General features: G+C 52.0%; 12 protein-coding genes and 1 pseudogene. 8 read left to right on the top strand and 5 right to left on the bottom strand.

What is annotated here, in order from left to right; translation table 11 throughout:
- The 3 genes and pseudogenes from GKG36_RS02255 to GKG36_RS02265 all read right to left on the bottom strand — a co-directional run.
- A pseudogene (locus GKG36_RS02255) lies at positions 1–333 on the bottom strand (hypothetical protein); the annotation flags it as partial.
- 12 nt (positions 334–345) lie between these two features.
- Positions 346–1,896, bottom strand: a complete 1,551-nt coding sequence (locus tag GKG36_RS02260) for a relaxase/mobilization nuclease domain-containing protein (RefSeq protein ID WP_112144086.1) — start codon at positions 1,894–1,896, stop codon at positions 346–348.
- Positions 1,868–2,302 carry a plasmid mobilization relaxosome protein MobC gene (locus GKG36_RS02265; protein WP_154258913.1) on the bottom strand — a complete coding sequence of 145 codons (435 nt, stop codon included), beginning with the start codon at positions 2,300–2,302 and terminating at the stop codon, positions 1,868–1,870. The genes GKG36_RS02260 and GKG36_RS02265 overlap by 29 nt, the downstream gene beginning before the upstream one ends.
- A 954-nt stretch (positions 2,303–3,256) precedes the next feature.
- Between GKG36_RS02265 and GKG36_RS02270 the strand changes: the two genes are divergently transcribed.
- The 5 genes from GKG36_RS02270 to GKG36_RS02290 all read left to right on the top strand — a co-directional run bounded on the left by GKG36_RS02270 (position 3,257) and on the right by GKG36_RS02290 (position 8,860).
- Positions 3,257–4,225, top strand: a complete 969-nt coding sequence (locus GKG36_RS02270) for a tripartite tricarboxylate transporter substrate-binding protein (protein WP_005941123.1) — start codon at positions 3,257–3,259, stop codon at positions 4,223–4,225.
- 93 nt (positions 4,226–4,318) lie between these two features.
- A complete protein-coding gene (locus GKG36_RS02275) occupies positions 4,319–4,834 on the top strand; it encodes a tripartite tricarboxylate transporter TctB family protein (protein ID WP_113991662.1) in 516 nt (171 codons plus the stop codon).
- 11 nt (positions 4,835–4,845) lie between these two features.
- Positions 4,846–6,354, top strand: a complete 1,509-nt coding sequence (locus GKG36_RS02280) for a tripartite tricarboxylate transporter permease (RefSeq protein ID WP_154258915.1) — start codon at positions 4,846–4,848, stop codon at positions 6,352–6,354.
- Positions 6,355–6,369: 15 nt separating this feature from the next.
- Entirely contained in the window at positions 6,370–7,725 is a 1,356-nt protein-coding gene (locus tag GKG36_RS02285) for a sulfatase-like hydrolase/transferase (protein WP_097776425.1), read from the top strand.
- Positions 7,726–7,741: 16 nt separating this feature from the next.
- A complete protein-coding gene (locus GKG36_RS02290; protein ID WP_154258917.1) occupies positions 7,742–8,860 on the top strand; it encodes a GntR family transcriptional regulator in 1,119 nt (372 codons plus the stop codon).
- Between the two features lie 41 nt (positions 8,861–8,901).
- On the opposite strand, the gene GKG36_RS02295 is transcribed toward GKG36_RS02290, so the two are convergent.
- Positions 8,902–10,011: an anaerobic sulfatase maturase gene (locus tag GKG36_RS02295; RefSeq protein ID WP_154258919.1), complete on the bottom strand. Its 1,110-nt coding sequence runs from the start codon at positions 10,009–10,011 to the stop codon at positions 8,902–8,904.
- Positions 10,012–10,158: 147 nt separating this feature from the next.
- Between GKG36_RS02295 and GKG36_RS02300 the strand changes: the two genes are divergently transcribed.
- The 3 genes from GKG36_RS02300 (at position 10,159) to GKG36_RS02310 (ending at position 12,938) form a co-directional block, all read left to right on the top strand.
- Positions 10,159–10,746, top strand: a complete 588-nt coding sequence (locus GKG36_RS02300) for a chromate transporter (RefSeq protein ID WP_154258921.1) — start codon at positions 10,159–10,161, stop codon at positions 10,744–10,746.
- Complete coding sequence (locus GKG36_RS02305; RefSeq protein ID WP_015536709.1) at positions 10,743–11,306, top strand: chromate transporter; 564 nt, start codon at positions 10,743–10,745, stop codon at positions 11,304–11,306. The genes GKG36_RS02300 and GKG36_RS02305 overlap by 4 nt, the downstream gene beginning before the upstream one ends.
- A gap of 144 nt (positions 11,307–11,450) precedes the next feature.
- Positions 11,451–12,938: a recombinase family protein gene (locus tag GKG36_RS02310; RefSeq protein WP_154258923.1), complete on the top strand. Its 1,488-nt coding sequence runs from the start codon at positions 11,451–11,453 to the stop codon at positions 12,936–12,938.
- A 460-nt stretch (positions 12,939–13,398) separates the two neighbouring features.
- Here GKG36_RS02310 and GKG36_RS02315 read toward each other — a convergent pair whose 3' ends face one another.
- Entirely contained in the window at positions 13,399–14,799 is a 1,401-nt protein-coding gene (locus tag GKG36_RS02315) for an MATE family efflux transporter (protein ID WP_154258925.1), read from the bottom strand.
- Between the last annotated feature and the right edge of the window lie 23 nt (positions 14,800–14,822).

A 14,822-nucleotide genomic window follows, 5' to 3' on the forward strand; every position in this document is an offset into this window, starting at 1 on the left:
ATGAGAGGATTTTTCCGCTTCATATTGCTTCCCGATGAGGAACAGCTTCTGCTCCGGGGTGAGGTTGCGCCGCCCCAACTGATTCTTGCAGATCCATGCGAGGACTTCTTCTCTGCTTTCAAATCGGAGCGGCATGGTGGAAAAGCAAATCTCCGGGTGCTTCTGGAGAATTGCATAACGATTGTGGCCGTCAACGAGGGTGTTGTTCCAGACGATCAAAGGAGAGAGCAGCTTGCCTTCCTTGAGGATGTTTTCTTCAAGCTGCTTGTACTCATCGTCCGTCAGCGGCGGGATCTGATTCTGGAACTCCGGGTCGATTTTCAGATTGATCATACGCACAACTCCTTATCTCTCGTGATGTTGCGTCCGTTCGTCCTCCCGGAAGAACAGGGCAACATTCTGTTTTGCATCTTTCAGCTTGAGCAGTTCGATCTTGGCTTCCTTGTACTGCTCATAGAACTGGGCCTTTTCGGAAGCAAGAGCGCAGTATTCCGCTTCCAGCTTGTTCGGACTTGGCAGTTTAGTGATGTTGTTTGCCTTGAGATAGGCTGCTGCTGTCCGGTATGCTGTCAGCTCTGCACGATGCTGTTCTTCAAAGGTTGCGGGGGATTTGGCAGCGTTCCGTTTCTGCGCGAGCGGTCGGTACTGCTTGTAGGAAGCAGCATAACGGCGCAGTGTTTGGTTGTTTGCCATGCGGGTTTCGAGGTCTTTCACTACGGCCAGCGATTCATGGAACTTGGTGTCAAGCTCTGCAATTCTCTGGTCGAGTGCGTCCTCGTTGAGCAGACCTTTCTCCTGCAAAAGAATCAAGGTCTGCGCCATGGCTTTGAGGTTGTGCTTCTTCGCCCAACGCTCATAGCCGATGCCCTTGCCCTGCTTCAGTTTTGCCTGAATGTCCACCAGCTTCTTGATTCGGTCGGGTTTTTCCTCAAGATTGCTGTGGAGGATAATGGGCTGGCTCTTGGCATTTTCTTTCAAGGTGGCAAGCACGAGTTCTTTCTCAAACTTGTCACCGAGGCTGTGCGCCCGGATAAACTTCTTTCTTCCGGCTGGCAGGTAGCTGAGCCGCCCACGGCTTTTCTTGACCGTGATGCCGTACTGCTGCAAGAGCCTGTCCGAGAAATCTTCAAAGCTCGCTGCATTGTCCAGCACATCCGAGATCTGTTTCCGCAAAGTCTCCTTTGCGGTTTCAAACTCCGTTTGTGTAGGCTGCTGTCCGGCGGCAAGCAGGGCAGCGTTTTCACGGTCGAGTTTCATTTGACTGCGCCGTTTCATCCAGTATTCACGCTCGCTCACACGCTTTTTCGAGCTGAGCAGGTCGATCTGGTACAGCTTGGCATCCTGACACATTTCCATGACTGCGACACGCAGGTGCCGCATGGTCTGGGCTGTGCTGGAATGCTTCATGCCCTCACGCCAGTCACGGGGCTTTTGCATATAGGGCTTGCGCTCCACTTCTCGTGTCCGGACGCTGCCGATCACGATGTGGACATGGATATTTCCCGAATGGTTGTGTCCGTCCGGGTGGGTGCAGACGATAGCAGGATGACCGGGAAAGTTCTCTTTGCAGAAGTTCAGGCCGAGGGCCTGTGCCTTTTCCATCGTCAGCCCATTTTCGGCTGCATCCCGCGGGTCGAAGCTGATGATATACTGGTGACTCTTGATGTCATCCGGGTGGTTGTTCTTGTCGTACTTCCGGTTTGCCAGCAGGCAGGCCATTGCAAACGAGGCTTCGCCGCATTCAAGGGTGTCCAGAATGTACGATTCCCGCAGCTTGGGTCTGCTCTGTTCATCCAGAATTTTCTTGCCGGAAAATTCATCGTGCTGGTAAACCAGATAGGTCTCAGCGGCAGAGTAGTCCGAATTTTTAGAGGCGATATGCTTCAGCGTTGCCATACAGTTTACCCAGAACTTTCTCGGCGTGCAGCCGAAATGCGGTCAGGTCTGCAAGTTCGTCAAGGATTTTCGCCCGGATCTGCTCGGTGTCTGCACCGCCGGAATTGAAGTGCCTTGCAAGCTGGTTGAGGTTTCCGCCCACCCTGCTGCACTGGGCAAGCAGAGTGGAAACGGCAGTCAGGGTTTCTTCTCCGCCGCCGGCAACGACAACGGTGCGCTCGATCTTCGCATTGTGCAGCGCACGGCGGATGAGGGTGGACAGGGAGAGATGAAGGAGTTTTGCTGTGCATTGGAGTTCCATCTTTTCAGTTTCCGTCACACGGAACTTGATGATGTGCGTTTTGTTGTTCGGCGTGTCGTGGCGGTGGGTCGTGCTGGGTTTCGTTTTGACATTCGTTTTGTTCATTGAACCTCCTGTCGTTTCGCTAGCTCCTCGGTGGAGCTATGTAAGCACGACACGCCGTTCTTTCGCACCGCAAGGTGCGAATATGAGCAGGGTTTGGGGCAGGTACGCCCCAACAAGATCACATCAAAACTCGCAAGAGTTGCAGATGTGAAGTCCCGGTGGAGCACAACATTTTCAAGAATTGAAAATTTGTGGCCACGGGACGATTCTTGCCCTCTACCGCTGCGCTCAAAACCGTTTCTGGGTAATTGTTTCCGAATTGTTAAGACGCAAAAAAACAAGTAGAGGTTGTGCTGCTCATGTAATGGGGTCACCGTTTGCTCCGAACGAAGTTCCTACCCCTGTTTGTGCAGCGGCGTTGACGGAAAGTCGGTATCACGTTCGGACGGCTCATGAGATTTTCAAGGTGCGTTTCCCGTAAAAGAAAAATACCGCCCATGCAGCATAGCGATGGATTTTGTCGGGTGAAACAGCGGCAAAATGAATCGGGTGTGTTGCGGGGCGGTAAATTCTTTTGCGGACTTTCCCTCACTGAAGTGGTGGGTCTCACGGTGATAACCAACCACTTTTGCAGAAGATTTGCAATCAATCTACAAGTTCAGTGGGATTTGTGATAGAGAATATCATGGTTCGTAAGGTACGTCAAGATGATTCCGAAGAAATTATTGATGAATGGAGACAATAGTAAGACTTCTATTATGAATATGATACACTTTACATCATGAAAGAATTTAAGCTGCACAAAGATGATTCAAGCGGATGTGCAATATGCACAATAAGTTTTCTACAGCAAAATACAGATGTGGTCATTTAGCTCTTTTGCCAGACAACTTTTTTTGTAAAATAAAAAAATTTGTTGACTTAAAATTGCTTGAAATGTTATCTTGTTGGTAACAAAAGCACGGTGAAGTGCTTGCTACCACACGAAAAGGCAAAACAAAAAAGGAGAGTAAAATGATGAAAAAGCGTATTGCGGCGTTGGTCACCGCCGGTGTCCTTGCTTTGTCGATGCTTACCGGCTGCGGAAGCAAACAGGAGAGCTGGAAAGTTACCTGCCCGTGGGCACCGTCTGGTGTAGCAGCGATGGTCAGCCAAAAGGCTGCTGCCAAGTCCCCTGATTATTCTGATAATAAAATCACACTGGTTGCTGAAGCCGTCAAGGGCGATGCTGCTACTGTCAACACTTGGGTGTCCAGTACTAAGGCAAATGATAAGGAACTGGTCTTCGCCGGTGAGGGTCTGTTCGCCATTACCGAGACTCTGGATCCGGCCAAGCTGCAGTTCAGCTACGACGATTTCGAGTTCGTGGAGAACTTGTACTCCTCCGTCTTCGTCCTGTCCGCTGATTCTTCACTGAACCTCAAGAATCTGGACGATCTGGAGGCCTATGTCAAGGCAGGCAACCCCGTATCCGTGGCCGTTAACGGCGCTACCGGCTCCGAGGCTTTCCTGGCAGCGGCTCTGTTCGGCTCTATGGGTGCCGGCGACCAGCTGAAACTGACTCCGTACCAGTCCGCTGCGGAGGCTGCACAGGCTGTAGCTAAGGGTGAAACGAACTTCGCGGTCTCTCACCAGTCTCAGATTCTTGAGACCTACCAGCAGGGCGGCGTTGATGTGGTTTGCGCATTCGATGACAAGGCTATCGAAAACGGCCCCTTCGCAGGCGTTGAGGGCGTTGGCTCCAAGGGCTACCCCTACTTCCGCAACCGCTGCTTCGTCATGGCTCGCAAAGGTACTGACGCCGCAAAGGTTGCCGAGCTGAAAGAGCTGTATGATAAGATCCTCGCCGATGATGAGATGGTCGAGTGGCTGAACGACACCATGCTGCTGGAAGTCGATACCATGACCGAGGACGATGTGAAGGCTCACATTGAGAACGTCAAGAGCATTGTCGAGCAGTATAAGGACATCGTGGCAGGCTGATAAAAAGCCCTCATAGCGACAAAAAGCTGAAGCAGGGGGAACGGGGACATCCCCTTCTCCCTGCTTTTATGTTTTCAAAAGGAGTTGAAACAAGTGAAAAATCTGATAGAACGTGCCGAAGCAAAACTGGATGAATGGGGCGCAAAGCTCGAACAGAAGAACATCGAGTACCCGGTAGACCTGATTTGCGGCATTCTGTTTCTGGTCATTGGCATCGTGCTGCTGCTCATCATGCCGCAGCAGGTGCAGATCTCGGAAAAAGACGTTGTGAATGGCCGCGCTTTCCCGACGATGCTGATTTGGCTCATGCTGGCCATGAGCGCCCTTCTGGTGGGCCGCGAGGCATACAACATGGTGATGCACCGCCCGACCAAAACTAAAACGCTGAATCTTTTGGTGGAAACAAAAGCACTCGTCATCGTCCTCATTCTGGTGGTCACTTATCTGCTGGCAGAGGTCACGGATCTGTTTGTTGTGGGCGCTGTATTCTGCGCACTGGCATTTCTGGTCTTTTTCCGCTGCAAGAAACCCCTTTACTATGCCATCACAGTTTCAATGGCTGTGTTGATTTGGGTCGTATTCCACTTTGTGCTGAATGTTAGTTTCTGAGGAGGCAGAATATGGGTTTGTTTGACTTTATCGGCCCGGCCTCCGGGCTGCTTTTCACCCTCGAAAATATCATCTGGATAAACCTCGGCGTCTTTATTGGCTGCGTGTTCGCGGCCATCCCGGGATTAAGTGTTATCCTCTGCATCATCCTATTCCTGCCTGTCACTTATACCATGCGTGCGATTCCCGGCATGATGTTCCTGTTGGGCATTTACTGCGCAGGCGGCTATGGTGGCTCGGTATCGGCTATCCTTATCAACACGCCGGGTACGCCCCACGCGGCGGCTACTATGCTGGACGGCTATCCGCTGTCCAAAATGGGCCGCACTAAGGCGGCGTTGAAAATTGCACTTTATGCATCTACCTTTGGCGGTATCTTCTCTGCGTTGGTGCTGCTCTTCCTCGGCCCTCAGGTCGCAAAAATTTCGGCACAGCTCGGCACGGCGGAGTACTTTATGGTCTGCCTGTTCGGCATGACGATTATTGCAGGCGTTTCTGGTAAGAGCCTTGTCAAGGGCATCATCGCCGCCTGCCTTGGTTTGCTTATTTCCTGTGTGGGCGCAGACCCCATGACCAGCTATGACCGCTTTACATTTGGTATTCCCCGTCTGTATCTGGGTCTTGACCTTGCCGTTACCCTCATCGGTTTGTTCGCACTGGTGGAAATCATTGGCAAGGCAGAGCTGAAGCGGAATGAGTTGAACCTTCACGCCGGAAAAATCGGCAATGATGACGGCAAAATCACAAAAGATGAATACAAGCGGATGTTCCGACCAGTGCTGATGGGTTCTATCATCGGTTCCTGTGTTGGTATCGTACCTGGCACGGGTGCGTCGGAGGCCTCGTGGTTCTCCTACAACACTGCGAAGAACCTGTCCAAGCATCCCGAGGAATTCGGCCACGGTTCTGTGGAGGGCGTTGCGGCTGCTGAGTCTGCCAACAATGCCGTCTGTGGCGCGACCCTGATTCCCTTGCTGACGCTGGGCATCCCCGGCGACGGCTGCGTGGCCATCATGTTGTCGGCCCTGATGATAAATGGCCTGAACCCCGGTCTCTCGCTGTTCACCACCGACGGCGCTATCATGTATGCCATCATGCTGGGCCTTATCCTCGTGAACATCTTCATGTTCCTGCAGGGCAAATACCTGACTAGCCTGTTTGCAAAGGTCGTCTCCATCCCTCAGCAGATCTTGACCCCCATCATCGTGATTTTCTGTTTCGCCGGTGCTTACTCGGTGAACAGCAGCTATTTTGATTTGAGCGTTGCGCTGGTGTTCGGCGTGATGGCGTGGTTCATGCGCAAGCTGGAGCTGCCCGCTGTCCCTGTGCTGCTGGGCATGGTGCTGGCCAATATGACCGAGACGAACTTCCGCCGCGCCCTGCTCATCTCGGATGGAAGTCCCAAAATCTTCTTCAGCAGTGTGTATTGCTGGATTTTTATCGCGCTAATCGTGGTGGTTATCATCGGCATCCTGCGCGGCAAGATGAAGGAAACGAAGAACGCGAAAGTGGAACAGTAAAAGGAGGTAAAGACCGTGGCATATAACATTATTTTCTACTTCAGTGACCAGCAGCGCTGGGATACCTGCGGCTGCTTCGGCCAGCCGCTCAACGTCACACCCAATCTGGACAAGCTGGCAGAGGAGGGCGTAAAATTTGACAATGCTTTCTCTCCCCAGCCGGTGTGCGGCCCTTGCCGCGCCCTGTTCCAGACCGGAAAATACCCCACTGAGACAGGCTGTTTCCGCAATAACCTGATGCTGCCCTCGAATATCAAGACTCTGGGCGAGTATATGGAAAAAGATGCCGGCTACGAAACTGCCTATGTCGGCAAGTGGCATCTGGCCTCGGATGGCGAGCTGGAAAAGAAGCCGACCATTGACCATACCATTACAGCCGTTCCGTTGGAGTTGCGCGGCGGCTACACCGGCTACTGGCGTGCAGCCGATGTGCTGGAATTTACCTCCCACGGCTACGACGGCTATGTGTTCGACGAGAACAACAACCGCATCGATTTTAAGGGCTACCGTGCTGACTGCATCAACCAGTTCGCGCTGGACTACCTCGACCAGTACACCGGCGAAAAGCCCTTCTTCATGACCGTATCCCAAATTGAGCCGCACCATCAGAATGACCACAACCACTACGAAGGCCCCAACGGCTCGAAGCAGCGATTTGCGGATTTTGTCCTCCCCGAAGACTTGAAGGCTCTGGGCGGCAATGCAGCAGAAGAGTATCCGGATTATCTGGGACAGTGCGCAAGCCTCGACGAGAACCTCGGCAAGCTGGTGGAAAAACTGAAAGAAAAGGGTCTGTATGAGAATACTGTTATCCTTTACGCTTCCGACCATGGCTCTCATTTCAAGACCCGCAACCGCGACGCCCATCTGAACGGATACGATGACTATAAGCGCTCGTGCCACGACGGCTGCCTGCATGTGCCGCTGGTCATCTGCGGCGGCCCGTTCAAGGGCGGCAAGGAAGTCACCGAGCTGGTCAGCACCGAGAGCATCCCCAAGACTCTGTTGGCTTTGGCAGGCGTGGATGTCGGCGACAAGATGATCGGCGAAAATCTGCTTGACGTTGTGGAAAAGAAAAATCATAATAGAGCTAATGAGGTCTACGCCCAAATCTCGGAGAGCCGCTGCGGCCGCTGCATCCGCACGGCAGATTATATGTACTCTGTCTATGCCCCCGGTGTCAATGGCGGCGAGGCTGCGGCATCTGATGTGTATGCGGACGACTTCCTCTATGATATGCAGAAAGACCCGTGGCAGCTGAACAATGTTGTCGCAGATCCTGCATACGCCGACGTCAAAGCGGAGCTTCGTGAGCGCTTGCTGAACTGGATACAGCACGCAGAAGGCACCCGCCCCACCATCACCGACTGAAAAGGAGCGTTTGCCCATGCTCTCGGCTGCTGAGAAAAAATCTGCTCAGGTATATCGTTGGCTTCTGGCTTATATCGACGAAAACAAGTTTTCTGGAAATCAACGACTGCCCTCGGAAAATGCACTCTGCCGAAAGCTGGGCGTCAGCCGGGAAACGATTCGAGTTGCCATTGACCGATTGGTGAATGAAGGAATCGTGTACAAAGTCAAAGGGAGCGGCACCTATTTCCACCGGGAAAAGGTGATGACGCGCGATTTGAACACCGAGGATGCACTTTATAAGATCGGCCTTGTTTTGCAAGGTCAGGATACGAGTGCAAATTCGGGGCTGATTGAGGGTGTGCGCAGCGTTCTGACACAGGAACGGGTGGATCTGCACGTATTTCTGACCGATAACAAGTTCTGCAACGAACGCCGCTGTCTGGAAACAGTGGTGCATCAGAATTTTCATGGCTTTATCGTGGACGGTGTTAAGTCGAGTATCCTCAGCCCGAATCTTGACTGCTACAAGGAACTTTATCGGCGCAAAATTCCGGTGATATTCTACAACAATTTTTATCGGAATCTGCGCTGTCCGCGTGTGACCATCAATGATATTGAATGTGCGCATCAGTTGATAGGGCGCCTGATCGATGCCGGACATAGCAATATTGCCGGGATATTCGTGTACGACAACTACCAAAGTGTCGAAAAGTTTCAAGGCATGGCGGAAGCGATGCGGGACAGCGGGCTGGAGCTGAAGGACGATTACATCAAATGGTGCATTTCCGACGAGGCGCACAACGAAAGCTACGTTCGCGCGATTGAAAAATTCTTGAAAGGCATTCCAAAATGTACGGCGATCGTTTGCTGCAACTATATCATCTATCGTCTGGTGATAAAGACTTTGCAGAAAATGGGCAAGACGGTTCCGAAGGATTATTCGCTGGTCTGTTTTGACTATTCGGAAGAGACGTATCGACAGGAGGATGTTACCTGTTCTGTGGAACAAGGCTTTGAAATGGGACGCCAGCTTGCGCTGCGTCTCATGGAGATGATTTCCACCGGCGAATGTGATGACCGGAATTACACTTATGTGATGAAGCCCATCCTCTATGATGGACACTCCATCCGGAAGATTCAGAAGGCAAAATAAAAATTCTCCCGGAGGCCATAAATGCCTTCGGGAGAATCTCTTTATCGGTTCTGTTGTGCGAGAAAACGCGCAGCGGTTTGCAGACGTGGAAGAGCATAGGCGAAAAAATGTTTGTATGCTGCGCAGAATCGGTTGCTTCCGGAGGCATCCCAGTCGCGCTTGCAGCCACCCCGGCAGAGCAGCCGGTAAGCACAGGCTGCACATTCTGCGGGCCGCTTGTGGCCCTGTGCCAGAAACATTTGGCTGGTGGGGGAATTAAGCGCCTGCTCAACTGTGCAATGTTTTATCTCCCCAAGTTTCCACTCGTCCAGAACATAAAAATCGCAGGGATAAAGACTTCCGTCACCCTCTACTGCAAGATAGTGTCCACAGGAGCCGGAGGATGCACAGGAGGTCGGCGGCATTCCCAGCAAGATGCGCAGATAATCTTCGAAATTACGGATGCTGATATAATGTCCCTGCTGCAGCTGCTGATACCAAACATCAAAAATGCCGCACAGAAAACGGCCATAGAGTTCCGGCGTTAGGGAATATGCCTGCCCACCAATCGTGTCAAGCGGGTCAAGGCATGGGATGAATTGCAGATTGTGCAGTCCTAGTTCGCAGAGGCTTTTGAACGCCCGCTGCGGCTTTCGGGCCAGTTGTCCGGTTACAACACAGAGCAGATTCGTTTCAACGCCATAGGCATCAAGCAAAGCAAGTGAGCGGGTCACTGCGTCCCATGTGCCGCGTCCGGCCGCATCCAGACGGTACATATCATGGTTTTCCTGAGTGCCATCCAAAGAAAGACCTACTAGGAAAGAATTGGACTTAAAAAAAGAAGCCCATTCTTCGTTCAGACAGATGCCGTTCGTCTGGATGCTGTGAAACACGGAAATGTTACGGTGCAGGGTGCGCTCCGTCTCCAGAAAAAAACGGAAGAAATCCAGTCCGGCAAGCGTTGGTTCACCGCCTTGAAACAAAAAATGAACACTTCCGCCCTCTTCTGTGGCCGCAAATGCCTTTTCAATCAGCTCCTTTGCCATTTCATGGGAGAGCAGGCCCATATTTTTGCAGGTTCGGCTGCTGGAAACATCGTCATAAAAGCAGTACCGGCAGTGCAGATTGCACAGACTGGACGCTGGCTTGACGAGAAATGTATTATGTTTCATAGAGATTCCCTCCGTGCTTCGCAGTTCTTAAAACAAGGATACCGGAAAATATGGGCTTTCGCAAGCAGTAACAGTTAAAAGCTGTTTGAAATAGTAAGAAAACGAATATAGTTGTCCGAAAATCAAAAAAAGGAGAAGAAAACTTGTATGGATGAAAATAAAACATACGGTACACGGTTAGCACGGCTTTGGAAGCTGTTTTTGAGTACGCTGTACATTAGCAGCTTTACCTTCGGCGGCGGCTTTGTCATCGTGACCTTTATGAAGAAAAAATTTGTAGATGAGCTGCACTGGATCGATGAACAGGAAATGCTGGATATGACAGCGTTGGCGCAGTCCTCTCCGGGCGCAATCGCGGTCAATGCTGCAATTCTGGTAGGCTGGCAGGTAGAAGGCTTGATTGGAATGATCGTGGCAGTGTTGGGCACCATCATCCCACCTATGGTCATTCTTTCAGTCATTTCTGTGTTCTACAATGCTTTTGCCACCAATCGCTATATCGCGTTGTTACTCAAGGGAATGCAGGCTGGTGTGGTGGCGGTCATTCTGGATGTTGTATTCGACCTCGGCGGCAAGGTGCTGAAGACCCGCTCATGGGTGTATATTGCCCTGATGGTCGCAGCGTTTGTCGCAAATACGGTGTTTGATGTCAATGTGGTGGTGGTCATCCTTGCCGCTGCAGTATTCGGCGTGGTGCTGGCTCTGGTCCAGTGGAAAAAAGGTGGTGCAAAATGATCTACTTACAGCTTTTTCTCAGCTTTTTGCAGGTGGGTATGTTCAGCGTAGGCGGCGGCTATGCGGCCATGCCCCTGATCCAGAGCCAAGTGGTGGAACAACATGGCTGGCTGACGATGCAGGAGTTTACTGACCTCATCACGATTGCAGAAATGACCCCTGGTCCCATTGCGGTCAACTCGGCAACTTTTGTTGGTTTGCGTATCGCGCAGGTACCCGGAGCCATCATTGCAACACTAGGTTGCATTACACCGGCGCTGTTCTTTGTTTCACTTCTATCCTACATCTATCGTAAATACAAGGATATTTCTCTGCTGCAAAGTGTTCTGGCCTGCCTGCGTCCGGTCATTGTAGCGCTTATCTTTGGTGCAGGTCTTTCTATACTGTCTATGGTGGTGTTCGGAGAGAGTGCAAAGACGCTCGCCAACGTAGACTGGATCGGCATCGGCAGTTTTGCATCGGCATTTTTTGTCCTACGGAAGCTCAAGTGGAATCCCATCCTGACCATGTGCCTGTGCGGCGTGGCCGGGCTTGGACTTCACATTTTGCTCGGAATATAATCTTAAGACAATTTGTCTGTTGGAATCATGAAAATAAATCATTGGGCTTGCAATCAGGGCAAAACTGTGGTATATACATTATACGAAACATTGCTTTGATGAACGTATTACCGTTCAATGACGTATAAAATGGAGGTGCCCGCCATGACCGCCGTGATCTATGCTCGCTATTCCTCGGACAACCAGCGCGAAGAATCCATCGAAGGCCAGATCCGGGAATGCACGGCTTATGCCGAGAAAAATGGCATCACCATCGTCAAGCACTATATTGACCGTGCTATCTCCGCCAAGACGGACAACCGCCCGGAGTTCCAGCAGATGATTAAGGACAGCGACAAGAAGCTGTTTGACATTGTGCTGGTCTGGAAGCTGGACCGTTTTGCTCGGAACCGCTACGACAGTGCCCGGTACAAGACCCAACTGAAGAAGAATGGCGTCAAGCTCATGTCTGCCACCGAGATCATCTCCGAGGGGCCGGAAGGCATCATTCTGGAATCGGTGCTGGAAGGTTATGCGGAATACTACTCCGCCGACCTTGCCGAGAAGGTCGTGCGTGGACAGACTGAGAACATCCTGAAAGGCCGCTGCAACGGTGGTCGTGGAACCTTTGGCTACACGCTGGATCCCGAGCGGAAGTTCCATATTGATCCTCTCACCTCGCCTTTTGTGCTGGAATCATTCAAGAAGTACAATGAAGGCTCCACCATGAAGGAGATCCGGGACTGGCTGAACGAAAACGGCATCAAGAACCCGGTGGGCGGTGCGTTCACTTATAACAGTGTCGAACATATGCTCAAAAACCGGCGGTACATCGGAGAACTGAAATTCCGGGATGTGGTCGTGCCGAATGCTATCCCGCCCATCATTCCACTGGAACTGTTTGAGGATGTGCAGGAGAAGATCGCAAAAAACAAGAAAGCCCCTGCCCGTAGAAAGGCAGAGGACGATTATCTGCTCACCACCAAGCTGTTCTGCGGCTACTGTGGGGCGTTGATGTTTGGCGAGAGCGGCACAAGCCGGACGGGTGAAGTTCACCGCTACTATAAATGTGCTACTGCCAAAAAGCACAAGGGCTGCAAGAAAAAGACCGTCCGCAAACAGTGGCTGGAAGATTTGGTAGTCAACCAGACCATGCAGCTTGTGAAAGACGATGCCGCTATGGAATCCATCATCGCCAAGGTGATGGAACTGCAAAATAAGGAGAACACCAACATTCCACTCTATGAGAAGCAGCTTCGGGATGCGGAATCTGGTATCCAGAATATGCTGAACGCGATTCAAGCTGGAATCCTGACCAGTTCCACCAAGGAGCGGCTGGAGCAGCTGGAAGAAACCAAGCGTGAGCTTGAAGCCCGCATTGCGGAAGAAAAGCTGACGAAGCCGAAAGTGACCGAAGAATTCATTCGGTTCTGGCTGCTGCGGTTTCGCAAGCTGGACATGAGCCTGAAAGACCAGCGGCAGGCGCTGGTGGATACGTTTATCAATGCGATTTATCTGTATGATGATAAGGTTTTGATAACTTTTAATTATAAAGAAGGAACACAGACCGTCACCTTTGGAGAAGCGACAGAAGTTGCTTCAAAGGGAAATGGTTCGGATTTGGATTGCTTTACTGCGGATAAGAGGACTTGAACAGCAACGACGACGACCGCAGCCAGCGGCTGAAACAGGGAGGAGTTGCTGGGGCCGCGTTCTGATTTTTCAAAGCCCTGCCAAGGGGCTGCAGAAAAATCAGAAAACGCAACCCGTAAGGCCCTGACCACCAGATTCCGCTGCGGTTCCCAACCTGTAGGAATGTCTACCGGGAGGCAGACTGTCTACTGTCTTTTTTGTTTTACACGGCAGTTTCCCTTTAGCAGTAACAGTGGGTAACATGGACACCGGCTGCGTGGAACTGCTGCTCCGGGATGGGAGAAAAATTTCCATTGACAAAAACTGCCGCTCACCTGCGTAACGGAACGCAGATGGGCGGCGTTTTGCACTATCGGCTCTGGGACTGCCGGAAATTATGAAAGACTTTCAATGATCTCCGCACTCTTTTTAATGCCGCCGCTGCCAAACTCGCGGCTGATGGTAATGATATGTTTTTCCATTAGACTTCTTCTTTCTGGTTCAGTTCACGGTAGGTTTTGCAGATCAGATAGCCTGCAATCAGGAAGGTGAGGATATCCGACATAGGCATGGAGTACAGCACGCCGTCCAGCCCGAAGAACCGAGGCAGCAGCAGGGCAAAGCCCACGCCGAACACCACCTCACGCACCATGGACAGGGCGGTGGATTCCACTGCCTTGCCCATGGCCTGCAAAAAAATGAAGCAGGCCTTGTTGACACAGGCCAGAATGATCATGCACAGGTAGATGCGGAAGGAGCGCACTGCAAAATCGGTGTAGTAGACGCTCTCGTTGGCAGCACCGAACAGGGCGATGAGCTGCCGGGGAAGCAGCTCCACCAGCACCAGTGCAACGGCGCCCACGGTGGCTTCTGCCAGCAGCAGTTTTGTGAACAGCTCCTTCACACGGGCAGGCTTTTTTGCGCCCATGTTGAAACCCACCACGGGGATGCAGCCAGCCGCCATGCCCACCACGATGGAGATGACGATCTGGAAGAACTTCATCACGATGCCAACAACTGCCATGGGAATCTGTGCATACTGCTCCTGCCCGAACACGGTGTCCAGTGCGCCGTATTTGCGGATCATGTTGTTGATGGCTGCCATAGCCGCCACAAGGCTGATCTGGGACAGAAAGCTGGTCATGCCAAGGGTCAGGGTGCGGCCGCAGATGGAGCCTTTCAGCCGGTAGTCGCCCTTTTCAGGACGGATGATCTTCATGTGCAGCAGATACCACACTGCCAGCGCTGCGGTGACCAGCTGACCGATCACAGTAGCCACCGCCGCGCCCATCATGCCCCAGCGCAAGCCGAAAATGAAAACGGGGTCCAGAATAATGTTCAGCACCGCACCCGCAAGGGTGGAGATCATGGCAAACCGGGGGTTGCCATCCGCGCGGATGATGGGGTTCATGGCCTGCCCAAACATATAAAAGGGCACGCCCAGCGTGATATAAAAGAAATACTCCTGGGAGTGGTGGTAGGTCTCGGCGTTGACCGTTCCGCCGAACATGGCGAGAATGTTGTCCGCAAAAATCAGATAGAGCGCGGCCAGCACAATGCTGCTGACCAGACACATCACCACTGCATTGCCGACGCTCCGCCTTGCCTTGGGAACTTCGTTCTGTCCAAGGCTGATACTGACGAAGGCGCAGCAGCCGTCACCGATCATCACGGCAATAGCCAGTGCCACAACCGTAAGCGGGAACACAACGGTGTTGGCGGCGTTGCCGTAGGAGCCCAGATAGCTGGCGTTTGCAATAAAGATCTGGTCCACGATGTTATACAGTGCGCCGACCAGAAGCGAAATAATGCACGGAATCGCATACTTCTGCATCAGCTTGCTGATGCGCTCCGTGCCGAGAAATTGATTGGAACTTTCCATGGGGTTCACCTTTACCTTTCCAT

The sequence above is a fragment of the Faecalibacterium sp. BIOML-A1 genome (genome assembly GCF_009679715.1).
GTDB classification, from domain to species: domain Bacteria; phylum Bacillota; class Clostridia; order Oscillospirales; family Ruminococcaceae; genus Faecalibacterium; species Faecalibacterium taiwanense.

Coding starts and splice junctions, on each gene's coding strand:
- GKG36_RS02270 (WP_005941123.1), top strand. CDS start 3,257: ATGATGAAAAAGCGTATTGCGGCGTTGGTCACCGCCGGTGTCCTTGCT.
- GKG36_RS02305 (WP_015536709.1), top strand. CDS start 10,743: ATGATCTACTTACAGCTTTTTCTCAGCTTTTTGCAGGTGGGTATGTTC.
- GKG36_RS02260 (WP_112144086.1), bottom strand. CDS start 1,896: ATGGCAACGCTGAAGCATATCGCCTCTAAAAATTCGGACTACTCTGCC.
- GKG36_RS02310 (WP_154258923.1), top strand. CDS start 11,451: ATGACCGCCGTGATCTATGCTCGCTATTCCTCGGACAACCAGCGCGAA.
- GKG36_RS02265 (WP_154258913.1), bottom strand. CDS start 2,302: ATGAACAAAACGAATGTCAAAACGAAACCCAGCACGACCCACCGCCAC.
- GKG36_RS02280 (WP_154258915.1), top strand. CDS start 4,846: ATGGGTTTGTTTGACTTTATCGGCCCGGCCTCCGGGCTGCTTTTCACC.
- GKG36_RS02315 (WP_154258925.1), bottom strand. CDS start 14,799: ATGGAAAGTTCCAATCAATTTCTCGGCACGGAGCGCATCAGCAAGCTG.
- GKG36_RS02290 (WP_154258917.1), top strand. CDS start 7,742: ATGCTCTCGGCTGCTGAGAAAAAATCTGCTCAGGTATATCGTTGGCTT.
- GKG36_RS02295 (WP_154258919.1), bottom strand. CDS start 10,011: ATGAAACATAATACATTTCTCGTCAAGCCAGCGTCCAGTCTGTGCAAT.
- GKG36_RS02300 (WP_154258921.1), top strand. CDS start 10,159: ATGGATGAAAATAAAACATACGGTACACGGTTAGCACGGCTTTGGAAG.